The sequence below is a fragment of the Nonlabens sp. Hel1_33_55 genome, assembly GCF_900101765.1.
Taxonomy (GTDB): domain Bacteria; phylum Bacteroidota; class Bacteroidia; order Flavobacteriales; family Flavobacteriaceae; genus Nonlabens.
In genome coordinates this window covers 1,278,543-1,299,916 of the sequence record NZ_LT627735.1, presented here as the reverse complement: position 1 = coordinate 1,299,916, position 21,374 = coordinate 1,278,543, and the positions used below count along the sequence as shown (strand labels likewise).

At 39.5% G+C, this 21,374-nt stretch carries 26 protein-coding genes; 10 read left to right on the top strand and 16 right to left on the bottom strand.

Going from position 1 to position 21,374, the window contains the following annotated elements:
- Positions 1 to 6: 6 nt before the first annotated feature.
- The 7 genes from BLO34_RS05665 to BLO34_RS05640 all read right to left on the bottom strand — a co-directional run bounded on the left by BLO34_RS05665 (position 7) and on the right by BLO34_RS05640 (position 5,499).
- Entirely contained in the window at positions 7 to 648 is a 642-nt protein-coding gene (locus BLO34_RS05665) for a DUF937 domain-containing protein (protein ID WP_090753344.1), read from the bottom strand.
- A gap of 158 nt (positions 649 to 806) precedes the next feature.
- Positions 807 to 1,184: an STAS/SEC14 domain-containing protein gene (locus BLO34_RS05660; protein WP_090753342.1), complete on the bottom strand. Its 378-nt coding sequence runs from the start codon at positions 1,182 to 1,184 to the stop codon at positions 807 to 809.
- Positions 1,185 to 1,326: 142 nt separating this feature from the next.
- Positions 1,327 to 2,286 (bottom strand): NAD(P)-dependent oxidoreductase, encoded by a 960-nt coding sequence (locus BLO34_RS05655; protein WP_090753340.1) that lies wholly within the window; start codon positions 2,284 to 2,286, stop codon positions 1,327 to 1,329.
- Positions 2,287 to 2,389: 103 nt separating this feature from the next.
- Positions 2,390 to 3,082 (bottom strand): hypothetical protein, encoded by a 693-nt coding sequence (locus BLO34_RS05650; protein ID WP_090753338.1) that lies wholly within the window; start codon positions 3,080 to 3,082, stop codon positions 2,390 to 2,392.
- Positions 3,079 to 3,201: a hypothetical protein gene (locus BLO34_RS14765; protein WP_262492279.1), complete on the bottom strand. Its 123-nt coding sequence runs from the start codon at positions 3,199 to 3,201 to the stop codon at positions 3,079 to 3,081. Before BLO34_RS14765 ends, BLO34_RS05650 begins: the two co-directional genes overlap by 4 nt.
- Before the next feature lie 46 nt (positions 3,202 to 3,247).
- Positions 3,248 to 4,309: a 3-phosphoserine/phosphohydroxythreonine transaminase gene (serC, locus tag BLO34_RS05645; protein ID WP_090753336.1), complete on the bottom strand. Its 1,062-nt coding sequence runs from the start codon at positions 4,307 to 4,309 to the stop codon at positions 3,248 to 3,250.
- Positions 4,310 to 4,380: 71 nt separating this feature from the next.
- Positions 4,381 to 5,499, bottom strand: coding sequence for an acyl-CoA reductase (locus BLO34_RS05640; RefSeq protein ID WP_231959570.1), 1,119 nt, complete (start codon positions 5,497 to 5,499; stop codon positions 4,381 to 4,383).
- 37 nt (positions 5,500 to 5,536) lie between these two features.
- Between BLO34_RS05640 and BLO34_RS05635 the strand changes: the two genes are divergently transcribed.
- The 3 genes from BLO34_RS05635 (at position 5,537) to BLO34_RS05625 (ending at position 7,538) form a co-directional block, all read left to right on the top strand.
- A complete protein-coding gene (locus BLO34_RS05635; protein WP_090753334.1) occupies positions 5,537 to 5,887 on the top strand; it encodes a 4Fe-4S binding protein in 351 nt (116 codons plus the stop codon).
- A gap of 66 nt (positions 5,888 to 5,953) precedes the next feature.
- A complete protein-coding gene (locus BLO34_RS05630; protein WP_090753332.1) occupies positions 5,954 to 6,682 on the top strand; it encodes a DUF6503 family protein in 729 nt (242 codons plus the stop codon).
- Positions 6,683 to 6,821: 139 nt separating this feature from the next.
- Complete coding sequence (locus BLO34_RS05625) at positions 6,822 to 7,538, top strand: DUF6503 family protein (RefSeq protein ID WP_157686698.1); 717 nt, start codon at positions 6,822 to 6,824, stop codon at positions 7,536 to 7,538.
- Here the strand turns inward: BLO34_RS05625 and BLO34_RS05620 are convergent.
- Complete coding sequence (locus tag BLO34_RS05620; RefSeq protein ID WP_231959569.1) at positions 7,535 to 8,071, bottom strand: CIA30 family protein; 537 nt, start codon at positions 8,069 to 8,071, stop codon at positions 7,535 to 7,537. The two genes, BLO34_RS05625 and BLO34_RS05620, sit on opposite strands and share 4 nt — an antisense overlap.
- A 137-nt stretch (positions 8,072 to 8,208) precedes the next feature.
- Between BLO34_RS05620 and BLO34_RS05615 the strand changes: the two genes are divergently transcribed.
- Entirely contained in the window at positions 8,209 to 8,916 is a 708-nt protein-coding gene (locus BLO34_RS05615) for a hypothetical protein (RefSeq protein WP_090753327.1), read from the top strand.
- The gene (locus BLO34_RS05610; RefSeq protein WP_090753325.1) at positions 8,900 to 9,688 is read left to right on the top strand and encodes a porin family protein; all 789 of its coding nucleotides are present in this window, start codon (positions 8,900 to 8,902) and stop codon (positions 9,686 to 9,688) included. The genes BLO34_RS05615 and BLO34_RS05610 overlap by 17 nt, the downstream gene beginning before the upstream one ends.
- Here BLO34_RS05610 and scpA read toward each other — a convergent pair.
- The 8 genes from scpA to rlmH form a co-directional block, all read right to left on the bottom strand.
- Positions 9,685 to 11,814: a methylmalonyl-CoA mutase gene (gene scpA / locus BLO34_RS05605; protein ID WP_090753322.1), complete on the bottom strand. Its 2,130-nt coding sequence runs from the start codon at positions 11,812 to 11,814 to the stop codon at positions 9,685 to 9,687. The two genes, BLO34_RS05610 and scpA, sit on opposite strands and share 4 nt — an antisense overlap.
- A gap of 2 nt (positions 11,815 to 11,816) precedes the next feature.
- Positions 11,817 to 12,356, bottom strand: coding sequence for a hypothetical protein (locus BLO34_RS05600; RefSeq protein ID WP_090753320.1), 540 nt, complete (start codon positions 12,354 to 12,356; stop codon positions 11,817 to 11,819).
- Positions 12,353 to 13,795: a methylmalonyl-CoA mutase subunit beta gene (locus tag BLO34_RS05595; RefSeq protein WP_090753317.1), complete on the bottom strand. Its 1,443-nt coding sequence runs from the start codon at positions 13,793 to 13,795 to the stop codon at positions 12,353 to 12,355. The genes BLO34_RS05600 and BLO34_RS05595 overlap by 4 nt, the downstream gene beginning before the upstream one ends.
- Entirely contained in the window at positions 13,795 to 14,112 is a 318-nt protein-coding gene (locus BLO34_RS05590) for an FtsB family cell division protein (RefSeq protein ID WP_090753315.1), read from the bottom strand. The genes BLO34_RS05595 and BLO34_RS05590 overlap by 1 nt, the downstream gene beginning before the upstream one ends.
- A gap of 17 nt (positions 14,113 to 14,129) precedes the next feature.
- On the bottom strand, positions 14,130 to 14,738 hold the full coding sequence (gene udk, locus BLO34_RS05585) for a uridine kinase (RefSeq protein WP_090753313.1): 609 nt from the start codon (positions 14,736 to 14,738) through the stop codon (positions 14,130 to 14,132).
- Positions 14,739 to 14,782: 44 nt separating this feature from the next.
- The gene (locus tag BLO34_RS05580; protein WP_090753311.1) at positions 14,783 to 15,064 is read right to left on the bottom strand and encodes a type II toxin-antitoxin system RelE/ParE family toxin; all 282 of its coding nucleotides are present in this window, start codon (positions 15,062 to 15,064) and stop codon (positions 14,783 to 14,785) included.
- A complete protein-coding gene (locus BLO34_RS05575; RefSeq protein ID WP_090753309.1) occupies positions 15,054 to 15,299 on the bottom strand; it encodes a type II toxin-antitoxin system ParD family antitoxin in 246 nt (81 codons plus the stop codon). The genes BLO34_RS05580 and BLO34_RS05575 overlap by 11 nt, the downstream gene beginning before the upstream one ends.
- Positions 15,300 to 15,394: 95 nt before the next feature.
- Positions 15,395 to 15,868 (bottom strand): 23S rRNA (pseudouridine(1915)-N(3))-methyltransferase RlmH, encoded by a 474-nt coding sequence (rlmH, locus tag BLO34_RS05570; protein ID WP_090753307.1) that lies wholly within the window; start codon positions 15,866 to 15,868, stop codon positions 15,395 to 15,397.
- Positions 15,869 to 15,945: 77 nt separating this feature from the next.
- Between rlmH and nadC the strand changes: the two genes are divergently transcribed.
- The 5 genes from nadC to priA all read left to right on the top strand — a co-directional run bounded on the left by nadC (position 15,946) and on the right by priA (position 21,347).
- Positions 15,946 to 16,815, top strand: coding sequence for a carboxylating nicotinate-nucleotide diphosphorylase (nadC, locus tag BLO34_RS05565; protein ID WP_090753305.1), 870 nt, complete (start codon positions 15,946 to 15,948; stop codon positions 16,813 to 16,815).
- On the top strand, positions 16,808 to 17,734 hold the full coding sequence (locus BLO34_RS05560) for a YihY/virulence factor BrkB family protein (protein ID WP_090753303.1): 927 nt from the start codon (positions 16,808 to 16,810) through the stop codon (positions 17,732 to 17,734). The genes nadC and BLO34_RS05560 overlap by 8 nt, the downstream gene beginning before the upstream one ends.
- A gap of 35 nt (positions 17,735 to 17,769) precedes the next feature.
- Positions 17,770 to 18,333, top strand: a complete 564-nt coding sequence (locus BLO34_RS05555) for a chalcone isomerase family protein (protein WP_090753301.1) — start codon at positions 17,770 to 17,772, stop codon at positions 18,331 to 18,333.
- 63 nt (positions 18,334 to 18,396) lie between these two features.
- Entirely contained in the window at positions 18,397 to 18,822 is a 426-nt protein-coding gene (locus BLO34_RS05550; protein WP_090753300.1) for a DUF2147 domain-containing protein, read from the top strand.
- 74 nt (positions 18,823 to 18,896) lie between these two features.
- Entirely contained in the window at positions 18,897 to 21,347 is a 2,451-nt protein-coding gene (gene priA, locus BLO34_RS05545) for a primosomal protein N' (protein WP_090753298.1), read from the top strand.
- Positions 21,348 to 21,374: the final 27 nt, after the last annotated feature.

The window sequence follows — 21,374 nt, the reverse complement described above, 5'->3', positions numbered from 1 at the left end:
TTTATTTTATTTTCCAAAAAGACCACCCAGCATGCCGCCTAGTCCACCTTTTTTCTTTTTATCACCGCCTAACACCATTCCTGCAACATCATCAATAATACTGCCATCACCGTCTGCATCCAGGATAGTCGTCAAGAAAGACTGGTCATGACTTCCTGATTGACCTAATACAGACCCTAAAAGATCGCCTATACCGTTTTGACTTATTTGTTTTTCTTGCTTTTGCTTACCAAGAAGCCCCATAATGATGGGAGCAGCAATTTTAATAATTTGTCCTACAGATTGCATATCGACTCCACTAGAGCTAGAAATTGCACTTTCTACCTGTGGTTGCTTGCCGCCTAATACGTGTTTCAATATTCCAGCGCCATCTTGTTCTAATTCTTCTGGACTACCAGGTCCATCGCCGAATAAACCACCTAACATTTCTAGAACACCACCATTGTGGCGTGAGTCACTCAAGGCATTTGATAAAGACGCAGCACCTTCAGGTGTTTTTGCGTTGCGCTGCATGGCGCCTAATATAAGAGGCATTGCTTGGGAAAGTACGTTTGCAGTTTTATCTGGTGATGTGTTTGTTTTACGGGCAGCGCCATTGATAAGCGTCTGTCCCATCTCAGTTTGTAAAAGGTCTAGTATGGAAGCCATTGTTGGTTGATTTTAGGTTTGAAAATACGAATTATGAAAGAACCTTTTTGTAGGAAGTTTGTATTATTTCCGCTTTCGCGAAAGCGTGTTCCCCATAATCCTATTAAAAAACGTTAAATACCATCAGTAATTTAGTAGAGATTGCTCAATTTTATATACTAAATATTTTCCAACCATTCAACGGCTTGATCACATTCACTTTCTTGAAAAGTTTTACATTGAACGTTTGGGATAAGGAAGAATTCCGCAGATAATTTTTTTCTAAGGGCTTTACTAGAGGTTATCGCTGCTAATTTGTCAACCTTTTTAATTAGCTTGAAAGTGTATTCGAGTAACATTTTCAAATATTTCCAAGAGCTACTCAAGGTTATCTCTTCAAAATTTTCAAACTCCACATATACTGAGACAGAGTTTTGCGTTTTGCTATACTTCTGACCTATTCTTTCTACCAACCAATCTACATCTTCCTGGTCTACCTCATTTTTAACTTTGAAGGCAAGAATGTCGGGATTATCTCTGGAGACTAATTTAATCATGATTATCTGTTTGAATAAAGGTAAACATTTTAGAGTCAATAGTATAGAAGTGAAAAACGTAGATTTTTAGTTATTCATTCATTTTTATACAATACAAAAACGCGCCTGTTATAGGCGCGTTTGTAAAAGTAATTTTGAGCGATTAATCCAATATTGCGATGATCTGATCTGCTAGTTCTTCACCTATACGATCTTGAGCTTCATTAGTTGCAGCTCCAATGTGCGGAGTCAGTGATAATTTGCTGTTCATCATAAGAGTTACTTCTGGAGCTGGTTCTTTTTCAAACACATCCAAAGCGGCAAAACTCAAATGCTCGTTTTCTAAGGCTTCAACGAGTGCAACTTCATCAAGAACACCACCACGAGCGGCATTGACCACGGCTGCACCTTTCTTCATCATTCCAAATTCCTTCTTGCCTAGAACATAATCCTTCTGTGCAGGAACGTGAAGCGAGATAAAATCTGCCGTCTTCAATAATTCGTCTTTTTCAACAAGTGGTATTTCCACTTTGATTTCCTGACCGTCAAATAATTTCCAAGAAACTGTCGGTGCCTTTTCTGCAAAGCTGTCGTGAGCGACTACCTTCATTCCTACACCAGCTGCAATTTTTGCAACCTCTTGACCTATGCGGCCTATTCCAATAATCCCGATGGTTTTACCTCTTAGTTCAACACCTTTTGCATAGGCTTTTTTCAAGCCTTTAAAGTTGCTGTCGCCTTCTAGCGGCATGTTTCTGTTGGAATCGTATAGGAACCTCACACCACCGTAAAGGTGAGCAAAAACAAGCTCAGCCACACTGGCACTACTAGCTGCTGGTGTGTTGACGACTTTCAATCCTTTATCACGAGCATATTGAACATCGATGTTATCCATACCAACACCACCACGACCTATGATTTTAAGAGTAGGGCAGTTGTCAATCAAATCCTGACGTGCTGTGGTTGCAGAACGCACCAGCAATACATCAATTTCATGCTTGTTGATATAATCCTGCAATTGATCTTGAGCCACATTTGTGGTGATTACCTCGTATCCAGCTGCTTCTAACTTATCAATTCCGCTTTGGGAAACGCCATCGTTGGCGAGTACTTTTTTGCTCATAATATATTTTACTGTGCAGGTAAGAATCTATTCAATTCATGGTCTGCAATTAATTTTTATTTTTCAATGTCGTCTTAGAATAACTGAACTTGAATATAATTATCTAATTATTTGAGACATTTAATTTAAGTTTCTCGAATTCATCGTTAGTTAAAATTTGCTTTAATTCTAATTGTACTTTCCTACCATCAGGATAAAACCTTTCATATTTTACCATTCCAATATTTCTTGCATAATAAGTAAATTGATAAAATTTGTAAACCTCATTAGCATTGAGCTGAATCATCTCATATTCATCTTTGAATTTTGCTGTTTCATACTCTGTTTCAAATAATGTGAAATCTACAAATTCGTCTAAAGTTCGTTTCTTTAAAAAATTCATTTCACCAAATGCTGGATCAAGATAATTGATAGAATATTGATATTTTTCGCTGTCCAACCATTTGAAAACCATAGAGTCAATTACGGTTCCATTTATTCTTATACTTGATTCATTTTTCTTAATTTGAAAATCCGCGTATCTGAATACAGCAGCTCCCTTATCATCTAGATGTTCTTCAAAAATATTATAAAGTTCGAAATCACTATTAAACGACTCAGTCAAAATAGTTTTCGTTGTAGGACTACCTGTTACTTTCCAATACTCAATATTTTCGGTATCGAATTTATCGACATATTGATAAATTTGGATTTGTTCTTTGTCCCCTATAGAATAGTAATATTCTCTAAGATTTTCTTGACCAGAGCAACTTGACACTACTATGGCAAAAAATAAAAACTTCGCTATTCTGGTCATTTTTTAAAGCCACCATAAGGCGCTGTTTTCTTGTCCAGCCATTTATCGGCGGCATCTCTTATTTGTGTGGATATGCGTCGGTATTTTTTTCTTACCTGCATTTCTATATTTACTAACATAATTCTGTGATCATCAAAATTATTGGAAAACGAAACCATAATCAGATTAAGCCGTACGCTCTAATTCTTTCATTGTATCGACTAGTGTCTGTACACTCTCAACGCTCAAAGCGTTATACATACTGGCGCGGTAACCGCCAACAGACCTGTGTCCATTAAGGCCATTGATACCAGCTTCCTTAACCATCGCGTTGAAACGCTCCGCTAACGATTCATCGTGTAATGAAAACGTCGCATTCATTTTAGAACGGTCTTCTTTATTAGTTACAAAACCAGTAAATAGCGGATTCCTATCAATCTCGCTGTACACCAATTCTGCTTTCTGGTTATTGATCTTTTCAATGGCAGGAATACCGCCATTATCTTTAAGCCATTCCAAAGTCAACATGGTAGCATAAATAGGGAATACTGGAGGCGTATTGAACATAGATTCTTTCTCAATATGAACCTTGTAGTTCAACATTGAAGGAATCTGGCGAGATACTTTTCCTAAAATATCATCCTTGACTACGATTAAGGTTGTTCCTGCAGGACCCATATTCTTTTGGGCACCAGCATAAATCAAATCATACTTTTCAAAATCGCGCTGGCGAGACATAATATCGCTACTCATATCACAAACCAAAGGCACACCCACGTCAGGCGTGTCCTGCAATTGCGTTCCAAAAATAGTGTTGTTGGTCTGGAAGTGAAAGTAGTCTGCATCGCTAGGAACTTTATAATCCTTAGGAATGTAGTTGAAGTTTTGGTCTTTGGAAGACGCAATAACATCGACTTCACCGAACATCTTCGCTTCTTTAATCGCCTTTACTGACCATGTTCCAGTCTCTAGATAAGCTGCTTTTTTCTCCAATAAATTGTATGCAACCATTAAGAATTGCATACTTGCGCCACCACCCAAATAAAGAGCAGAGTAGCCTTTACCGGTCAAACCTAAATGCTCTAATGCTAGCGATTGGGCTTTATCCATCACAGCAATAAAATCTTTACTACGGTGAGAGATTTCAAGGATGCTTAAGTCATTGAAATTGAGGACAGCGTCTGCTGCTTTTTTGAGAACTTCTTGAGGCAGTACACAAGGTCCTGCGCTAAAATTATACTTAAGCATGAAAGTGGTTTTTACGTTTGTACAAAAGTGCAAAAATGGCACTTTAACTGTGTTATGAAAGCCATAAGTTTTTAAGATAATGTCAACAGAAAATGAATCGTATCCAGACCATCAGCATAATCATCCAATGCAGGTTTTTGCGTTTCACCAAAATCTACCAACTGTGGAGCCGCCAGTTCACCAACGACAGGTTGCAATGTTTTTTGTATTTCTGAATCCGCTACAACGCATTGAAGATCTTCGGCATTTGTGTGAATTTCGTTCTGTATTTCTTCATCACTGGAATAATAGCTGTATCCCAACGATGCGATAGGCGAGGCATAGCTTTCAATCTCTTCCTTGATGATGAGAAATTCATTATCGAGCAATTTAAACTCGCTCATTAAATAAACAGCCTTGTTGTAATCGTAATTGTTAGAGTACTTGATGTAATTAATCAATTCCCTTTTCTCATACATCGCCTTGAAAAATGCGTCAAAATCATAATCGCTTGGGACTTTTAAATGGCTCACACTGCGACAACCCAATCCAAAAAACAAAAACACATCATCGCTCAATGCCACCAGCTGCTCATGCGTTTCATTACCAGTCAATACGGCAATAGAATTGCGATTCTTTCTTATGATGTTTGGCTTCTTGCCAAAATAATGTTCAAAGTATCGTGCCGTATTATTACTACCAGTAGCGATCACCGCATCAAAATCGGTTAGTCTTCCATCTGTAAATTCATAGGAGTTTTCCAATGCTGGAAGGTCTGCACCCGCCAATTTTAACATCATGGGTAGCAAAACATCATCATTGCTACTGGTTTTGATTTGCGCAAAATGTCCAGTCAAGATGATGCACAGCACATCGTGAAAACCCACTAACGGAATATTTCCAGCAGCAATAACGGCTACTTTTTTGGGAGTCACGTTCTCTAAATGATAAGGTTTCAGCCAGTCGCTGAGATTTTCTTCGGTCAAGGCCTTCGACCATTGTTCCAGTGCATAGAGCAGGTTATCACGCGTGAACCACGAGTTTTTCTGCTCAGCCAGAGTTAGGGTCTGTTTGATGGTGATGTCCCACAGGTTCTCGTTGATGTCGATCTTACTGTGGTCGGTGGTTAGGTATTGAGATAGAATATTTCCCGCTTTCGCGAAAGCGGAAACTCTATCATTTAACGAGGTATTAATTGGCTTAACAGGCAATGAATCTTATTTTTGCACAAAAGTAAAGAAAACAGCTATGGCGATCATCATCACAGACGAATGTATCAACTGCGGCGCCTGCGAACCAGAATGTCCCAACACGGCAATCTATGAGGCGGCAGATGACTGGAGATATGCAGATGGAACTGACCTGGACGGCAATGTCGTACTGCCCAGCGGTAAAGAAGTAGATTCTAATGAAACCCAAGAACCTGTAAGCGATGAGTTCTACTACATCGTTCCAGACAAGTGTACGGAATGTGTAGGTTTTCATGAAGAGCCTCAATGTGCTGCGGTTTGCCCGGTAGATTGCTGCGTACCTGATGAAGATGTGGTAGAAAGCGAGGCCGTACTTAGGGCTAAGCAGGCATTTATGCATAAGAACTAGATTGCACAAAATCATAATTTGATTAGAAACCCTTCAGAATTCTGAAGGGTTTTATATTTTAGATATATGAAACACAGCTACTTATTTTTGGTTTTGATCGCTTTCGCGAAAGCGTACTCTCAACAAACTTCATTACAACTTACAGGACCGCAATTACTGGAAAAAGCCATTGCCTACCACGACCCTGAAGGTAATTGGAAGGAATTTGTAGGGAGTTTAGAAATAGTAACCATGATGCCCGATACTGAAGAACAAACCAGTTATGTGGATATCAACCTGCCTGCCAAAAGTTTTGAATTAATCTCAAAGCGAGGTGATATAGTCAATGAGTATCGCGTATTTAAGGATAGCGCTACGGTTGCTAAAATGGACTTGAGCAAACCTGATAGCATCATAAATATTACTCCAGAAGACGCAAAACGCGCTGGATTCATGAAGAATTATTATACCTATTTATACGGATTGCCCATGAAATTAAAGGATAAAGGAACCGTGATTTCTTATGAAACGGAACGTAAAACACTCAACGACAAAGAGTACCTAGTCCTGCGTGCGGACTACGATCCCAGCGTGGGAAGTGATATCTGGTTCTTCTATTTTGATCCCAAAACTTATCGCATGGAAGCCTATCAATTTTACAGACAAAAGGAACCTAGAATAAAGAATCCAAAAACTGGTGAATACATCCTACTGTCTGAAGAGTTTAAGATCAATGGCATCAAAATGCCAAAAGTGCGCGTGTGGTACTACAATAAGGATAACAAATACCTCGCTACTGATACCATAGTGGATTGATACGTATTTACGTTGATCTAAATAAATTTTATAAATCCTTGAGATAGTAACATTTTCGGTAAAATCGTCTGATCTGATCGTTCTTCGGACTTTAGCAGCAGGTTAAAAATCCTATCTCAATTTCCCCTAATTTTGAAAGATGAAATATTCCTATTTATTATTAATGGTTTTCGTTTTCGCGAAAGCGAATTCACAACAAAGTTCAGTACCATTTTCTGCCGAGGAAATTGTTGAGAAGTCCATTCAGTATCATGATCCAAACGGTAATTGGGATACTTTTGACGCATCTTTTAAAGTGATGATGAGCATGCCAGAAAAACCAGATCGATTGAGTGCCATCCAGATCAACCTGCCCAAGGAAGCTTTCTCTCTTACAACCACAACCGTTAGTGAATCAAATAGTTACTTCGTAAAAAAGGATTCCGTTACTGTGGTAAAAGATGGACAAATGCTGGAAAGTGTAACCAGTGAGCAAAAAGATCGCGCCATGATGATGAAGGATTACTACACCTATCTATATGGATTGCCTATGAAGCTCAACGATGAAGGAACCATCATCCATGATAAGGTGGAAAAAGTATGGTTCTGGAATATAAATGCCTATAAGGTAAAAGTGACATACTCACCAGAAGTAGGCAGCGATGTTTGGTTCTTCTATTTTGATACAGACACTTTTGCCCTCAAAGCCTATCAGTTTTTCAAAACCGACGATAACGGAAATATCAAAAAGGATTCTGGAGAATATATTCTCATTTCTGATCCAAAGATGATTGGCGGTATTAAGATCCCAGCAGAGCGCAATTGGTACTACAATAAAAACACCTGGTTTCTCGCCAAGGATTTGATCGTGGACTAATCGACTAGTTCGATACAGTCGATTAGTAATTCAAATTTCTGATCTACTTTTTTAGTTCCTATTAAAAATCTAAGGTGCTTGATCTGGTCAAAGTTAAAGTTGGGCATGTCAAGATCTCTCCCGCGAAATGTTGGCTTCATATCAGATAATTTTACTTTGATGGTTTGCCACTCGCCATTCGTTTTAAACTCCTTGATATAACTCTCTCGGGCATCATTAGATTGTTGAACTCTTAACTGATACGTGTTACCATCACCTTTCACTTTGATTTGAAGTGACTGTTCTGGATTTACATTAATATCCATGGAATTGTTCTGCACAGAGCTAAACCCACCATTGCTTTCAACGGTAACGTTCCCGTAAAATTTGCCGTGACCATCTTCTGTCAGTTCAAATTTCCCTTGCGAGATTCCGCCCATAACTCGGTCATCTTCAATGCGCCAGTCGCCAAGACCGTTTTCTTTATTAAAGTCGTAAATGGTAATAGGAGCAGTCATAAGTATAGAGGTTAGAATAAGAAAAATTGATTTCATGATTTTCATTTTTAAAATAGTCGTCAGTGCATGTTGTTCTTTGCGAGCCGTTAGCTATTTAGCTTCAATTTAAATTTTTATTAGTGACATGCACGCAACCTTATGCTAACTTTTGCATCTATTATATAAACCAACCTGTGAAAAAACTTCTGTTACTATTCATTCCCATCTTGCTTGTCTCTTGTGAAGCTAGATTAGATGATGATAAGCGCGCCTTTTTTAAAACTCGAATTGTCGATGCTCAAGGCAATCCTGTCGATGATGTCATCGTAGAGGTAACTAATTTCAGAACTTTCGAATTTAATCCATTTGCTCAAAGCATCAGCAAATTCTCTCAACCTGAAACCGATTTCCTTTTGGGAAAAGGCACTACTGATTCTAATGGCGAGACCTCTTTTTTAATGCTTTTTGATACCGCCGGAAGCTATTTTGTCAATGTTTACCAAGGTGATCAAAACATCTATAGTGTTTCTACTGGAATCGAAAGCTTTGGAAACGATCTTACTTTGGACATTCCGCTTATAACGATACGAGATGTTGCAGATGTTGAATTGGATTTTATAAATACGTCTGGTACCACAGAAGCCTTTGATCTGCGCGTCAATTATTTTGATTTGTCATGTTCAGAGGTATTTGAAGATGGCGAATTCTCAGTTAATGGAGACTGTGGCTATTTTAGTCAAATTTTTACTACGATTAATGAATCTCCAGAGGATGGGAATTTTGAATTCCAAGCATTCTATCCATCTGTCATAACAGTATCACTTATAGATGAATCTGGTACAGAAACCATCCAAGAATTTACAGTTAACAACCCAATAGAGCGCTATGAAACTAATTACTAGAGTTTTATTGATGATGGTCCTGACGATCGCTTTACCGACGCTTGCACAAGAAAATGGCAATCAAGTCTCACAAGAATTACCAGATCGAGTATTTGCTGCTGATATTTATATTCAAAGAGGATTACCAACCGGCGATAACTTTGTAGGTAACGGCCTGTCTAACGGTACTGGTTTTGGGATTAGGTTGCAATCAGACATTTACCAAAATATCTACATCGGTGGTGCTTTGAGTCAGGATTATTTTGATGTTAAGGATGAGCAGGCGATTGGTCAGTTTTCAAAGGCTACCAAGTTCAATGCTTATTTCTTTGCAGGTTATGACTACGTGATTAATGATGATTGGAACATCACGGCAGATCTAGGGTACGGCTATAGTCAGAATAAAAACAAACAAGACTTTTCTCAAGGCGGCGGAACTTTCAAGGATACTGGAAATTTATTGAGAATCACAACCAGTGCGGAATATGCATTGAGCAATAGTATTTCGGTATATCTAAGTCCGAGTTTTGAAAAAGTGTTTTATAATATTGATGCCGCTCCAGCATCAGGAGACAATTTTAATGTAGGTAATTATTTCAATCTTGCCTTGGGTTTTAGATTCAACGCTAGAGATTATAACAGCATACCTTTAAACACCTCAGATAATCAACGCATTCAAGAGCTGGAAAATGCGAATCGGGATGATTTGAGTATCAGAGAAAAGCGGGAACTCTATTTCCTAAAAAAGAAAGAAGCTAGAAAGGCCCGTCGGGAACGTAGGAATAAAAACTAAGAGTCCAGTAGCGTCAAAATATCTATCGCCGCTTCACTAATTTTAGTTCCTGGTCCAAAGACAGCCGCAACTCCTGCATCAAATAAGAATTGATAATCCTTGCGTGGTATCACACCACCAACGATAATCATGATGTCTTCACGCCCATATTTTTTCAAATGTTCCATCACTTGCGGTACCAGCGTTTTATGGCCTGCGGCAAGTGAAGAGATTCCCAATATGTGCACGTCGTTTTCCACAGCTTGCTTTGCAGCTTCTGCTGGCGTTTGGAACAATGGCCCAATGTCCACGTCAAAACCTACGTCTGCATATCCTGTGGCCACAACCTTGGCGCCGCGATCGTGTCCATCCTGACCCATTTTTGCGATCATGATTCTGGGACGACGGCCTTCTTTTTTTGCAAAGGAGTCTGCTAATTGTTGCGCTTTTGCGAAAGCGGGATCATTCATAATCTCTTTTTTATACACACCTTGAACGCTTTTTACCGTGGCACGGTAACGGCCAAATTCCTTCTCCAAAGCATCTGAAATTTCACCAAGTGTTGCGCGTTCTTTAGCAGCATTCACGGCTAGTTCCAATAGATTTCCATCGCCAGATTTTGCGCAAGCGGTCAAAGCTTCCAGAGCCTCGTTTACTTTTTGATCTTCACGATCTGACTTGATCTTTTTCAATCGGTCCACTTGCTCGATTCTCACAGCAGCGTTGTCCACTTCCAGTGTATCGATATGATCCTCGTCGGGACTTGGATATTTGTTCACACCAACGATGACGTCAATATTGGAGTCGATTCTAGCCTGTTTCTTGGCAGCTGCTTCTTCAATACGCATTTTGGGAATTCCAGCTTCGATGGCTTTGGTCATTCCGCCTAGTTCTTCGACTTCCTCAATGAGTTCCCAAGCTTTATGTGCAATCTGATCGGTTAGTGATTCCACGTAGTAGGAACCAGCCCATGGATCAACCGTTTTTGTGATACCCGTTTCTTCTTGTAGATAGATTTGAGTGTTTCTTGCGATACGCGCAGAAAAGTCCGTAGGTAAAGCGATGGCTTCATCCAAAGCATTGGTATGTAAACTCTGCGTTCCACCAAAGGCAGCCCCAGCAGCTTCAATAGTTGTACGAGCCACATTGTTAAATGGATCTTGTTCTGCCAGTGACCAGCCGGATGTCTGGCAGTGCGTTCTTAGTGAAAGAGACTTTGAATTTTTAGGATTGAATTGCTTGATCATTTTTGCCCAGAGCATTCTGGCTGCACGCATTTTGGCAATCTCCATAAAATGATTCATCCCAATCGCCCAGAAAAAAGATAGGCGAGGAGCAAAGGTGTCGATATCCATACCAGCGTCCAGCCCCTTGCGCACATATTCCAATCCATCTGCCAGCGTGTAAGCCAATTCAATATCACTGGTCGCACCGGCTTCATACATATGATAACCAGAAATGGAAATCGAATTAAACTTAGGCATCTTCTCACTCGTATATTCAAAAATATCTGAGATGATCTGCATACTAGGCGTAGGCGGATAGATGTACGTATTGCGCACCATAAATTCTTTGAGAATGTCGTTCTGAATCGTACCGCTTAATGCTGCGATGTCAACGCCTTGTTCCATGGCGGCGACGATGTAAAACGCCATGATGGGCAATACCGCACCATTCATGGTCATCGATACAGACATCTTATCTAGCGGAATCTGATCAAAGAGAATCTTCATATCCTCGACGCTATCGATGGCTACACCAGCCTTTCCAACATCACCTTCCACACGCTCATGATCGCTATCATAACCGCGGTGTGTTGCTAGGTCAAATGCGACGGATAGTCCTTTTTGTCCAGCGGCAAGATTCCTGCGGTAGAATGCATTTGATTCCGTTGCGCTGGAGAAGCCAGCATACTGGCGTATGGTCCACGGTCTGCGCACATACATAGTGGAATAGGGACCACGTAGATTGGGAGCAATGCCCGCCACAAAATCCAAATGCTCCAGTTCTTCAACATCAGCTTTTGAATAGTGCTTTTTGAGCTCTATTCCTTCTGAAGTTTCATAGGTTTCCTGTGAAGATGCTAGGTCAGTTTTTTCAAACGCGTTGAAATCAGCCGTTAGGTTGGAGAGGTCTTTTCTTTTCATTTCTATTTCTTTTTAAGCTCTAATTGCTGCTTCGTGTCCGATTGAAAGTTCAATAGAAAATGATCATTGTCCACGGTATTTACCTTCAATTTGAAAACTCCTCTCGAATTATCTGATGGTTTCTCATTTAATGGACTAAATGACATGTACAGATATTCATTTTTCTCATCTAAAAAATAGTAATTAGGATATACGTCCATTGATTTATCCATAATAAGAGTACCGTTATCTCTAAATGAAATTGTCTGTGTCCATTTGAAAATATTTGTAAGCGGATGAACGGAAAGAGATCTGGTAAATTCATTTTCAACATCCTTATTAGCATCATTATATTTTATTTGAATCTCCCAAATTCCTTCTATCGCTTCATTAGACAAGTTGTTGGTACAGGCCAAAAATGATAGGGATAAAATTAGAAAAGATAGTTTCCTTGCTAATAGTTTAACCCTATTAATATTTACAACCGATTCATCCTGAGTTTTCATAAGGGTGGACTCAAGTCCACCCTTATGAAAACTGATGTTGGAGTTGGATATCATCATTTGGGCATTTGAGATTTCTCAAGATCCTCAGCTAATCGTTTTGCAGCAATAGGAGTGACCAATGTTTTACGAGGTTCTATTTTTTGAAATGGCAAAATCTCGTATTCTTTTTGAAGCGGTAACTCCGCATTTGGGAATTTGTTGACGCCTACAAGAATTTTCTTATTAGACTTCAGTAACTTTCTTTCGGCAGCATCACTTTCCTTAATCTTGCGCTGGATAGTACCCTCGAAAAGTGACTGTACAAAGCCGCCAGCTTTTTCTATGGTCTTGAATATTTCCAGTGCTTTTTCCGTCAATTCTTTGGTCAATGCGTTGATATAATATGTACCGTCAGCAGCATTGGCAACTTTGTTCAAATAGGCTTCTTCCTTCAGAATCAGCAACTGATTGCGAGCGATACGGTTTCCAAATTCATTTTCCTTATGGAAAAAAGCATCGTAAGGCAGATTGTGAATCGTATCTGCGCCACCCAACACCGCACTCATACATTCTGTTGTTGTGCGCAATAGATTCACATTGTAATCGAGCAGTGATTTGTTGCGTAAACTAGGTGTTGCGGTAATATAGCAACCTAAATTATTTAGTCCGTAAGCAGTTCCAAGTGTTTTGGTCAAGATTCTATATGCTCTGTATTTAGCGATTTCCATAAAATAATTGGAGCCTATAGTAGTATCGATGTTGATACGTTTTTCCGTTTTCGCACTTTGACTGCGCTCAATATGAACCTCTTCGATGCTTCGCTCCTTGAAAGCGTTATACACATCTCCATCGTGCTCCTTATTGGTATCGCAGTAATGGTTAAGATATTCGTTAAGGTGCGCGCAATAGTAGGCAAGCTCTTGGGTGACTGTTGCGCCAGCTTGTTGATAGGTGCTTGTATTAACGGTAATGTTTGAGAAGTATCCGTCAAAAGACTTTAAAAAGAAAGCATGTTTCTCGTGATCTGACTTTTGATTTTGAAACCAATTTCCGCTGGATGAAAATCGATAAATGATGTCTAGATGAACATAAGCCTTGGGCTTGAAGCTGTGCAATTTTTTAAGAAAATCTAGATCAAAAAACTGCGGATGTACTTGGATTCCAACATCGGGTAGATCCTTAAGTAGGATTTCGAGATTTACATCTGCATTTGGTATATCCAACAGGATACCTTCTGCACCGCGAGCGAGTGCATCGAGTGCTTTTTTGTTGGCAGCTCTGGCATTTCCACAATAAATCTTTTGGGAAATGTACCAGTCATCTTTCTGCGTCCCACGATGTGGTAAGTTGATATCAACCTGACTATCTTGATGATATATAGGCTTAACATTGATGCCTTCTGGAGTTGATGTAACTAGTGTTCCATTGTAATCGGCACCTTTGAGATCCATTTGGATCTTTTGTTTCCAAGCAGTTTCAGAAACGGGTTCAAATTCATCAAATAATGGCTTCTTCATCAATCTTCAGTTTTTACAGAATCTGCGTACTCAATAATGTACACTTCTTCGTTTTCCTTCTTCATCAAATAACGTTCTCGACCGAATTTCTCTATCCCAGCACTGTCCTCAAGTTGTTTGATCCTTGCTTGATCAGCAGCGATACCACGCATGTAGAAATCGGCTGTTTGTTCCTTGTCGGCAATTTGCTGATCTAAGGCGCGATGTGCCGTAAACCAGGCGCTGTCATCTAGAAAAAAAATCCATATCGCAAATAAAACACTGATGATGAAGTATTTGTTGAAATACCATTTGCTTTTGATTCTCTTCCAGTTCATAGAGTCAAGATAGTATTTTAGCCCAACTTTTGATCGAGAATTGAACGTAAGATCTTAACACCAACCTCGTTGAGTCTATTAGTAGGAATAATAACATCCGCATAAGCTTTTGTAGGTTCTATAAATTGCTGGTGCATAGGCTTAAGCGTGTTTTGGTAACGATCGAGAACCTCATCTAAGTCACGACCACGATCTGAAATATCACGTTTCAAACGCCGAATTAAACGCTCATCGCTGTCACAATCAATATAAACCTTGATATCAAAAAGCTCGCGGATTTCAGGCAAGGTCAAAATCAAAATGCCCTCAACAATAATGACAGAGCTAGGAACGGTGAGCACCGTTTCACTAGTGCGATTATGGTCGACAAAAGAATACACGGGTTGCTCAATACTGTTGCCTTTGCGCAGTTCCATTAAGTGTTCTTTCAACAAGGCAAAATCTATAGAGCTGGGATGATCAAAATTGATCTTTACTCGCTCTTCATAGGTTAAATGACTGGTATCCTTGTAGTAGGAATCTTGTGAGATTACAGTAACATCTGTATCTGGATATTGATGAGCTACTTGATCAACAACCGTTGTTTTTCCAGATCCTGTACCGCCGGCGATTCCTAGTATAAGCATAGAGAGGTTTTGTGCTGCAAAGGTAGTTGGATTGTCAAAACTTGTTACAATGCATTTTCAATATCTTGACTTCCCAAAACTGCCATGATTTCAACGATGTGACTTACTTTATAATAAATACTATCTGAACCGCAAGAACATCTTCTATAATTAGGTTTTACATGATCAACTGCAACATAGGCGGTTGGATTATTACTGATTGAATTGATACACTCAATAAGTTTTTTAGAATATAACTGGGCTTGTTTATATCCAAACTTTTTGACACCGTATAGATAAATTCTTGTCAGATCATTTTGAGCTTGGGTGCTGATTTTATATTTCAATGTCTGATTCTTTTCTGGCTTTTTCAAAAATCTCTTCAACAGTCAATTCTGAAAAACCACTTTTTTCAGCTCGTTCAAGTTTAGCTCTTAACCATTCCAATTGCTCATTTTTCTTACGTTCATTTCTAATCAAGTCGTTGACTAATTCACTCTTGCTGGAATATTCTTTGTTGTTGACTTGGCTCTTGAGCCATTCATCGTTAGGTTCCGTAAGGGAAATACTTTGTCTAGGCATGGTGCGTTTTTGGTGCAAATATACACCAATAGAGAAACTAATTTAAACTTAGAGTTTTCAAAAAGAATGAAAGTGTCTACTATATAAAAATAGATCTACTCGTGATGATAAGGCTCGTTCTTCAATATCGTAAACGCTCGATAGATTTGCTCTACGGCAAAAAGTCTCACCATTTGGTGGGAAAAGGTCATCGCGCTCAAGGATAATTTTGAGTTGGCCCTTTTATAAACAGCTTCAGAGAAACCATAGGGACCGCCTATGATATAGACCAATCGCTTCATCCCAGATAAGCTTCTTTTATTAATAAGCTGGGCAAACTGTTGACTTGATAAACTTTTTCCTTTTTCATCCAGTAGCGTGACAAAATCACTGGTTTGTAATTGATTAAGAATGAGATCGCCTTCTTTAGTTTTTTGCTGTTCAACGCTCAAATTCTTGGTTTTTTTCAGGTCTGGAATGATTTCCAGCTCAAAATTGATGTAATGCTTGAGTCGTTCCACGTACATATCTGTGAGATCTGCGATGCGGTTATCATCGGTTTTACCTACGGCAAGTAGCGTTATCTTCATCTATCAAAGGTAAAATCTTTATTCATTTTCATAAGATTGCCCGCAGAATCTTACTTTTGAATTAATCCACCAAACCTATGAAATACCACGGCGCTGCATTTGAAGAAGAAGTCAACCGCATCATCATTAATGCCTTACGAGAGGATGTGGGCGATGGCGACCACAGTAGTCTAGCATGCATACCTCGTAGTGCCAGTGGCAAAGCTCGATTGCTGGTGAAGGATGAAGGTGTTATTGCTGGAATCGCTTTCGCGAAAGCGATATTCAAACATGTAGATCCTGCACTGAAAATAGAAAAGGTAAAGAACGACGGCGATAGAGTGGTTTACGGTGACGAGGTATTTTATGTAAGCGGTTCCTCAAGATCCATCCTCACGGCAGAAAGGTTGGTACTCAATAGCATGCAACGCATGAGCGCCATCGCGACAAAGACTCGAGAATTTGTTGACCGTCTGGAGGGAACTAAAACAAAGATTCTAGATACTCGCAAAACGACGCCAGGGATACGTTTACTGGAAAAATGGGCCGTTAAAATAGGTGGCGGCGTCAATCATAGATATGGGTTGTATGATATGGTCATGCTCAAGGATAACCATATTGATTTTGCTGGTGGTATCACTAAAGCGATCGAGAAAACGACTGATTATCTTCAGGAGATGAATAAAGATCTCAAAATAATTGTAGAGGCAAGAAATCTAGACGAGATCAAGGAAATATTGAAATCTGCAGATCATGTTTATCGCATATTGATTGACAACTTCAATTATGAGGACACTAAAAATGCTGTGGATCTTATAGGCGATCAATGCCTTACGGAAAGTAGCGGTGGCATTACCCTTGAAACAGTTAGAGAATATGCAGAATGTGGTGTGGATTACGTTAGCAGCGGTGCTCTTACGCATAGTGTTTACAATATGGATCTTAGTTTGAAAGCCATGCATGAGTAGGCTCAAGTCTATATTAGACCGCATACCGGTCGTCTCATGGTTTGTGGCGGTGTCAAGCCGCGCGCGGTTACCTGGATTTGAAGGAATGACTGTTTATGATTTATGGGAAACCTACAGCGTTGGTATCGTTCAAGGTGCATTTACTTTGCGAGCGAGTGCGATTAGCTATAGTTTCTTTATGGCTATTTTCCCGTTTATTCTATTCATGCTTAACCTGATACCTTTTGTACCAGTTGATAATTTTCAGGTTGATTTTTTGGAATTTGTTAATGGTTTGCTGCCCACGCAGGCGGCAGGTTCTTTTGATACTATTTTTAAAGAAATTGCCCTTCAGGAGAATACGGGTCTTTTGACGATAGCGTTTGTAACCTCATTATTTTTTATGAGTAATGGTATCAATGCCGTCTTTGATGGCTTTGAGCGATCTTATCATTCATCGTTTAACCGCAACATGTTCAGACAATATTTTGTGGCCGTTGGAGTGTCGTTGTTACTTAGCTTGTTCTTATTGATATCCATCATGATGTTTGGAATTGTGGAGTACTGGATAGGAACCTTAAGAGCAGAGGATTTCATGACGCAAAGTTCAACCGAGATCTGGTTAATCGTCATACGCTATGTAGCTATAATCTTCATGTTGTACTTATTCGTCAGCACGCTTTATTACACGGGAACTAAGGAAGGACGGCAAACTAAGTTCTTTTCTATAGGGTCTGTAGTGACTACTGTTCTTATTTTGATTTCGTCCTATTTATATGGTCTTTATATTGACAATTTTGCCTCCTATAATGAAATCTATGGTTCAATAGGTGCTTTGCTTATTTTAATGATCTACATCTGGCTCACAGCAAACATTTTGTTGCTTGGTTATGAACTTAATGCATCTATCAGATCATTAAGGGCACGGAATTTGAATTAGGAATACTATATTTAAACAATCTAATAATTAATGATATGAAAAAATTACTCTTAATTGCTGTTGCCGCTCTAGGTACTTACACGGCATCTGCTCAAATGACCATTGAAGGTGTTACTGTTGAAAAAAGCCTTAAAGTTGATGGTAAAGATCTTACCCTTAATGGCGCAGGATTGCGTGAGAAATTTGTGTTTGATCTCTATGTTGGTGGACTATATACCACTACTAAAACTTCAAACGGCACCGCTTTATTGAGCTCTGATCAGCCTATGGCGATTACACTTGATATAGTAAGCAAACTAGTTACTCAAGACAAGATGATCGATGCGATTACTGAGGGTTTCGAAGACAGTGTATCCAGTGCAGAACGTAAGAAATTACAACCCAAAATCGATAAATTCATTGGATTCTTCAATGAAGAGATCGTTAAGGGTAATGAATTCCAAATTGCATACATTCCTGGGAAAGGAACAATGGCTCACAAAAACGGGAAACTGTTAGGAACTATTGAAGGTAAGGATTTTGCAAAAGGACTTTTCGGTATCTGGTTGGGTAACAAGCCTGCAGATAAAGACCTGAAAAAAGGAATGTTAGGATCATAATCCATTCCCGAATTAAAAATTAAAAAGCCCGTGATTTTTCATGGGCTTTACAATATACAGAGTATGAAAAATATAGTAATAGTGCTGTTGTGTTTTTTCGCTTTCGCGAAAGCGAACTCACAAGACGTCACTGGAACATGGAAAACCATCGATGATGAATCTGGTGAGGTAAAGTCTCACATGCAGATCTTTAAAAAAGGCGATTCCTACTATGGTAAAGTATTAAAGGTCTTGTCTAAAGATGCTCCAGCTAACCCTAAATGTGTTTCCTGTGAAGGAGCTTTGAAAGACCAACCTATTGAAGGCATGGTTATAATGAAAGGCCTGAAGAAAAAAGGAAAAATGTACAAGGATGGAACCATCATAGACCCAGAAAATGGTAAGGAATATGATTGCAAGATCTGGCTCAATGAAGACAATCCAGATTTATTAATGGTACGTGGCTACATTTTGTTTTTATATAGAACCCAAACTTGGGAACGTATATAAGTTATTGATAAAATAGCGTGTGACTAAAAGCATGCAAAAAGGGAATCGGTTATTTTTACATAACCGATTTTTTTATGTCTCATTTTCTAGATGTCATACTACCACTGCCACTGGAGCGATACTTCACGTATTGTATCACAGCCGCAGAGGCAGATTTTATCCAGCAAGGAATGCGTGTTGCGGTACCCTTTGGTAAATCAAAAATTTATACAGGAATCGCTGTAGGCGTAAGGCAAAATATTGAGGTCGCCTATGACATCAAGGATATTGAATTTGTTATTGATGAATCTCCTATCCTACAAGAAGGCCAAATCAAATTTTGGGAATGGATCGCATCGTACTATTTATGTAGTGTAGGTCAAGTAATGAAAGCAGCCCTGCCTAAATCCTTGCTGCTGGAAAGTGAAACAATCATACAGCGCGATGAAAATACAAATGTCGAGGATGATGCGCTTACTGATCAGGAATTTTTGATTCTAGAAGCGCTTGATAACCGCAAAGCCATGAAAGTGGATGATGTTGCTAGTCTTTTAGATCGTAAAACTGTATTGCCTATTTTGAGACAAATGCTATCAAAGCATTTAATCATTCTTCAAGAAGAGCTTTATAATACCTACAAAGCCAAAACCGAGAAATACATTTCTCTAGCTCCAGAATTTAAAAGTGAGCATGCATTGCGAGAACTTTTGGACTCGATGTCTCGCGCACCTAAGCAACGTGAAGTACTCATGACCTTATTCATGATGCGAGCTGGTGATAAATTAGTGAAATCTAAAGATCTAGAGACCAGAGCCAAAGCATCAAGAGCTGTTCTAAAATCATTGATCGATAAGCAAATTCTACTTGAAACAGAGCAGGAAGTAAGCCGTATGCTTATGGATAGGCAAACGGGTAGCGAACTCTATGAGCTAAACGAGTCGCAAGAAATTGCTTACGGTGAGATCAAACAAGCGTTCCAAGAAAGTAAAGTCTGTTTACTTCACGGCGTAACCTCTAGCGGTAAAACAGAAATCTACGTAAAGCTCATAGAGGAATATCTTGCTCAGGGAAAACAATGCCTATATCTGTTACCAGAGATAGCGCTTACCACTCAACTCATAGGAAGACTCCAGCATTATTTTAAGCATCAAGTACTTGTTTATCATTCTAAATATAATCTCAATGAGCGTCAGGAAGTCTGGAACCTAGTTCTAGATGCTACAGAGCCTTATGTGATAATAGGTGCGCGCAGCGCGCTGCTGCTGCCGTTTGAAGATCTAGGTTTAATCATCGTGGATGAAGAACATGAGACCAGCTTCAAACAGTTTGATCCAGCGCCAAGATATAATGCTCGTGATGCTTCCATCGTTTTGGGTAAGATGAAAGGTTCCCAAATATTATTGGGAAGTGCGACGCCATCATTGGAAAGTTATTACAACACAACGATCGGCAAATTTGAATTGGTCGAGCTTAAGAAGCGTTATGGTAACGTCTTGATGCCTGAAATCAACATGATTGATATCAAGGAAAAGCACCGTAAAAAACGGATGACCGGACACTTTTCAGATACATTGATAGAGGCAATGACAGAGGCTTTCAAAAACGATGAACAAGTTATTCTATTTCAAAATAGACGTGGTTTTGCACCTATCATGGAATGCAATACCTGCGGTCATGCTCCTCAATGTCCCAACTGTGATGTGAGTCTAACCGTACACCAGCACCGTGGTCAAATGCGTTGTCACTACTGCGGTTATCATACTTTTATTCCTAGGGAATGTATCGCCTGTTCCAGCACTGATCTGGACACAAAAGGCTTCGGTACAGAGCAGATAGAAGCAGAATTCAAAGAAATTTTCCCCAATCGCAGGATCGCCCGTATGGATCTTGATACTACCAGAGGAAAGTACAGCTATGAAAAACTCATTGATAAGGTAGAGAATAGGGAAGTGGACTGCCTTGTGGGAACGCAGATGCTAACTAAGGGACTTGATTTTAGGCACGTAACATTGGTAGGTGTTCTCAATGCAGATGCCATGCTGAATTTCCCAGATTTTAGATCACATGAACGTTGTTTCCAATTATTGACACAGGTAGCTGGTCGCGCCGGCAGGACTGAGAAGCGCGGTACGGTTTTATTGCAGAGCTATAATCCGCATCATATGATTTTGCAGCAGGTCAGTACGTATGATTATAAAACTATGTTTAAGGAGCAATTGCAGGATCGGTATCAGTTTAAATATCCGCCATATCAGAGATTGATAAGGATTACCTTCAAGCATCGTGATTACAGCACAACGTTACAGGCAGGTGAGTGGTTTGTAGGCGCACTTAACCAGATTGAGCATGGTGTTGAGGTTCTTGGACCAGAGTTTCCACCGGTATCCAGAGTTCGTAACTTGTTCAATGTGCATGTGATGGTTAAAATGGGAAAAACCCATTCGCCAGAAACGATCAAAGGATTTATTTCAAAAGTCAAAAAAAGCTTTGAGAGCATCAAGCAGTACAGATCTGTACGATGTAATATTGATGTGGATTGTTACTAAGTGTATGATTGGTTCGCTTTCGCGAAA

Bases quoted from the DNA above. Each gene is read 5' to 3' on its own strand.
- BLO34_RS05650 (WP_090753338.1), bottom strand. From the start codon at position 3,082: ATGACCAGAATAGCGAAGTTTTTATTTTTTGCCATAGTAGTGTCAAGT.
- BLO34_RS05665 (WP_090753344.1), bottom strand. From the start codon at position 648: ATGGCTTCCATACTAGACCTTTTACAAACTGAGATGGGACAGACGCTT.
- BLO34_RS05595 (WP_090753317.1), bottom strand. From the start codon at position 13,795: ATGAAGAAGCCATTATTTGATGAATTTGAACCCGTTTCTGAAACTGCT.
- BLO34_RS14765 (WP_262492279.1), bottom strand. From the start codon at position 3,201: ATGTTAGTAAATATAGAAATGCAGGTAAGAAAAAAATACCGACGCATA.
- nadC (WP_090753305.1), top strand. From the start codon at position 15,946: ATGAAATACCACGGCGCTGCATTTGAAGAAGAAGTCAACCGCATCATC.
- rlmH (WP_090753307.1), bottom strand. From the start codon at position 15,868: ATGAAGATAACGCTACTTGCCGTAGGTAAAACCGATGATAACCGCATC.
- priA (WP_090753298.1), top strand. From the start codon at position 18,897: ATGTCTCATTTTCTAGATGTCATACTACCACTGCCACTGGAGCGATAC.
- scpA (WP_090753322.1), bottom strand. From the start codon at position 11,814: ATGAAAAGAAAAGACCTCTCCAACCTAACGGCTGATTTCAACGCGTTT.
- BLO34_RS05610 (WP_090753325.1), top strand. From the start codon at position 8,900: ATGAAACTAATTACTAGAGTTTTATTGATGATGGTCCTGACGATCGCT.
- BLO34_RS05550 (WP_090753300.1), top strand. From the start codon at position 18,397: ATGAAAAATATAGTAATAGTGCTGTTGTGTTTTTTCGCTTTCGCGAAA.
- BLO34_RS05590 (WP_090753315.1), bottom strand. From the start codon at position 14,112: ATGAACTGGAAGAGAATCAAAAGCAAATGGTATTTCAACAAATACTTC.
- BLO34_RS05625 (WP_157686698.1), top strand. From the start codon at position 6,822: ATGAAATATTCCTATTTATTATTAATGGTTTTCGTTTTCGCGAAAGCG.
- BLO34_RS05620 (WP_231959569.1), bottom strand. From the start codon at position 8,071: ATGAAATCAATTTTTCTTATTCTAACCTCTATACTTATGACTGCTCCT.
- udk (WP_090753313.1), bottom strand. From the start codon at position 14,738: ATGCTTATACTAGGAATCGCCGGCGGTACAGGATCTGGAAAAACAACG.
- BLO34_RS05635 (WP_090753334.1), top strand. From the start codon at position 5,537: ATGGCGATCATCATCACAGACGAATGTATCAACTGCGGCGCCTGCGAA.
- BLO34_RS05655 (WP_090753340.1), bottom strand. From the start codon at position 2,286: ATGAGCAAAAAAGTACTCGCCAACGATGGCGTTTCCCAAAGCGGAATT.
- BLO34_RS05600 (WP_090753320.1), bottom strand. From the start codon at position 12,356: ATGATGATATCCAACTCCAACATCAGTTTTCATAAGGGTGGACTTGAG.
- BLO34_RS05660 (WP_090753342.1), bottom strand. From the start codon at position 1,184: ATGATTAAATTAGTCTCCAGAGATAATCCCGACATTCTTGCCTTCAAA.
- serC (WP_090753336.1), bottom strand. From the start codon at position 4,309: ATGCTTAAGTATAATTTTAGCGCAGGACCTTGTGTACTGCCTCAAGAA.
- BLO34_RS05630 (WP_090753332.1), top strand. From the start codon at position 5,954: ATGAAACACAGCTACTTATTTTTGGTTTTGATCGCTTTCGCGAAAGCG.
- BLO34_RS05575 (WP_090753309.1), bottom strand. From the start codon at position 15,299: ATGCCTAGACAAAGTATTTCCCTTACGGAACCTAACGATGAATGGCTC.
- BLO34_RS05555 (WP_090753301.1), top strand. From the start codon at position 17,770: ATGAAAAAATTACTCTTAATTGCTGTTGCCGCTCTAGGTACTTACACG.
- BLO34_RS05560 (WP_090753303.1), top strand. From the start codon at position 16,808: ATGAGTAGGCTCAAGTCTATATTAGACCGCATACCGGTCGTCTCATGG.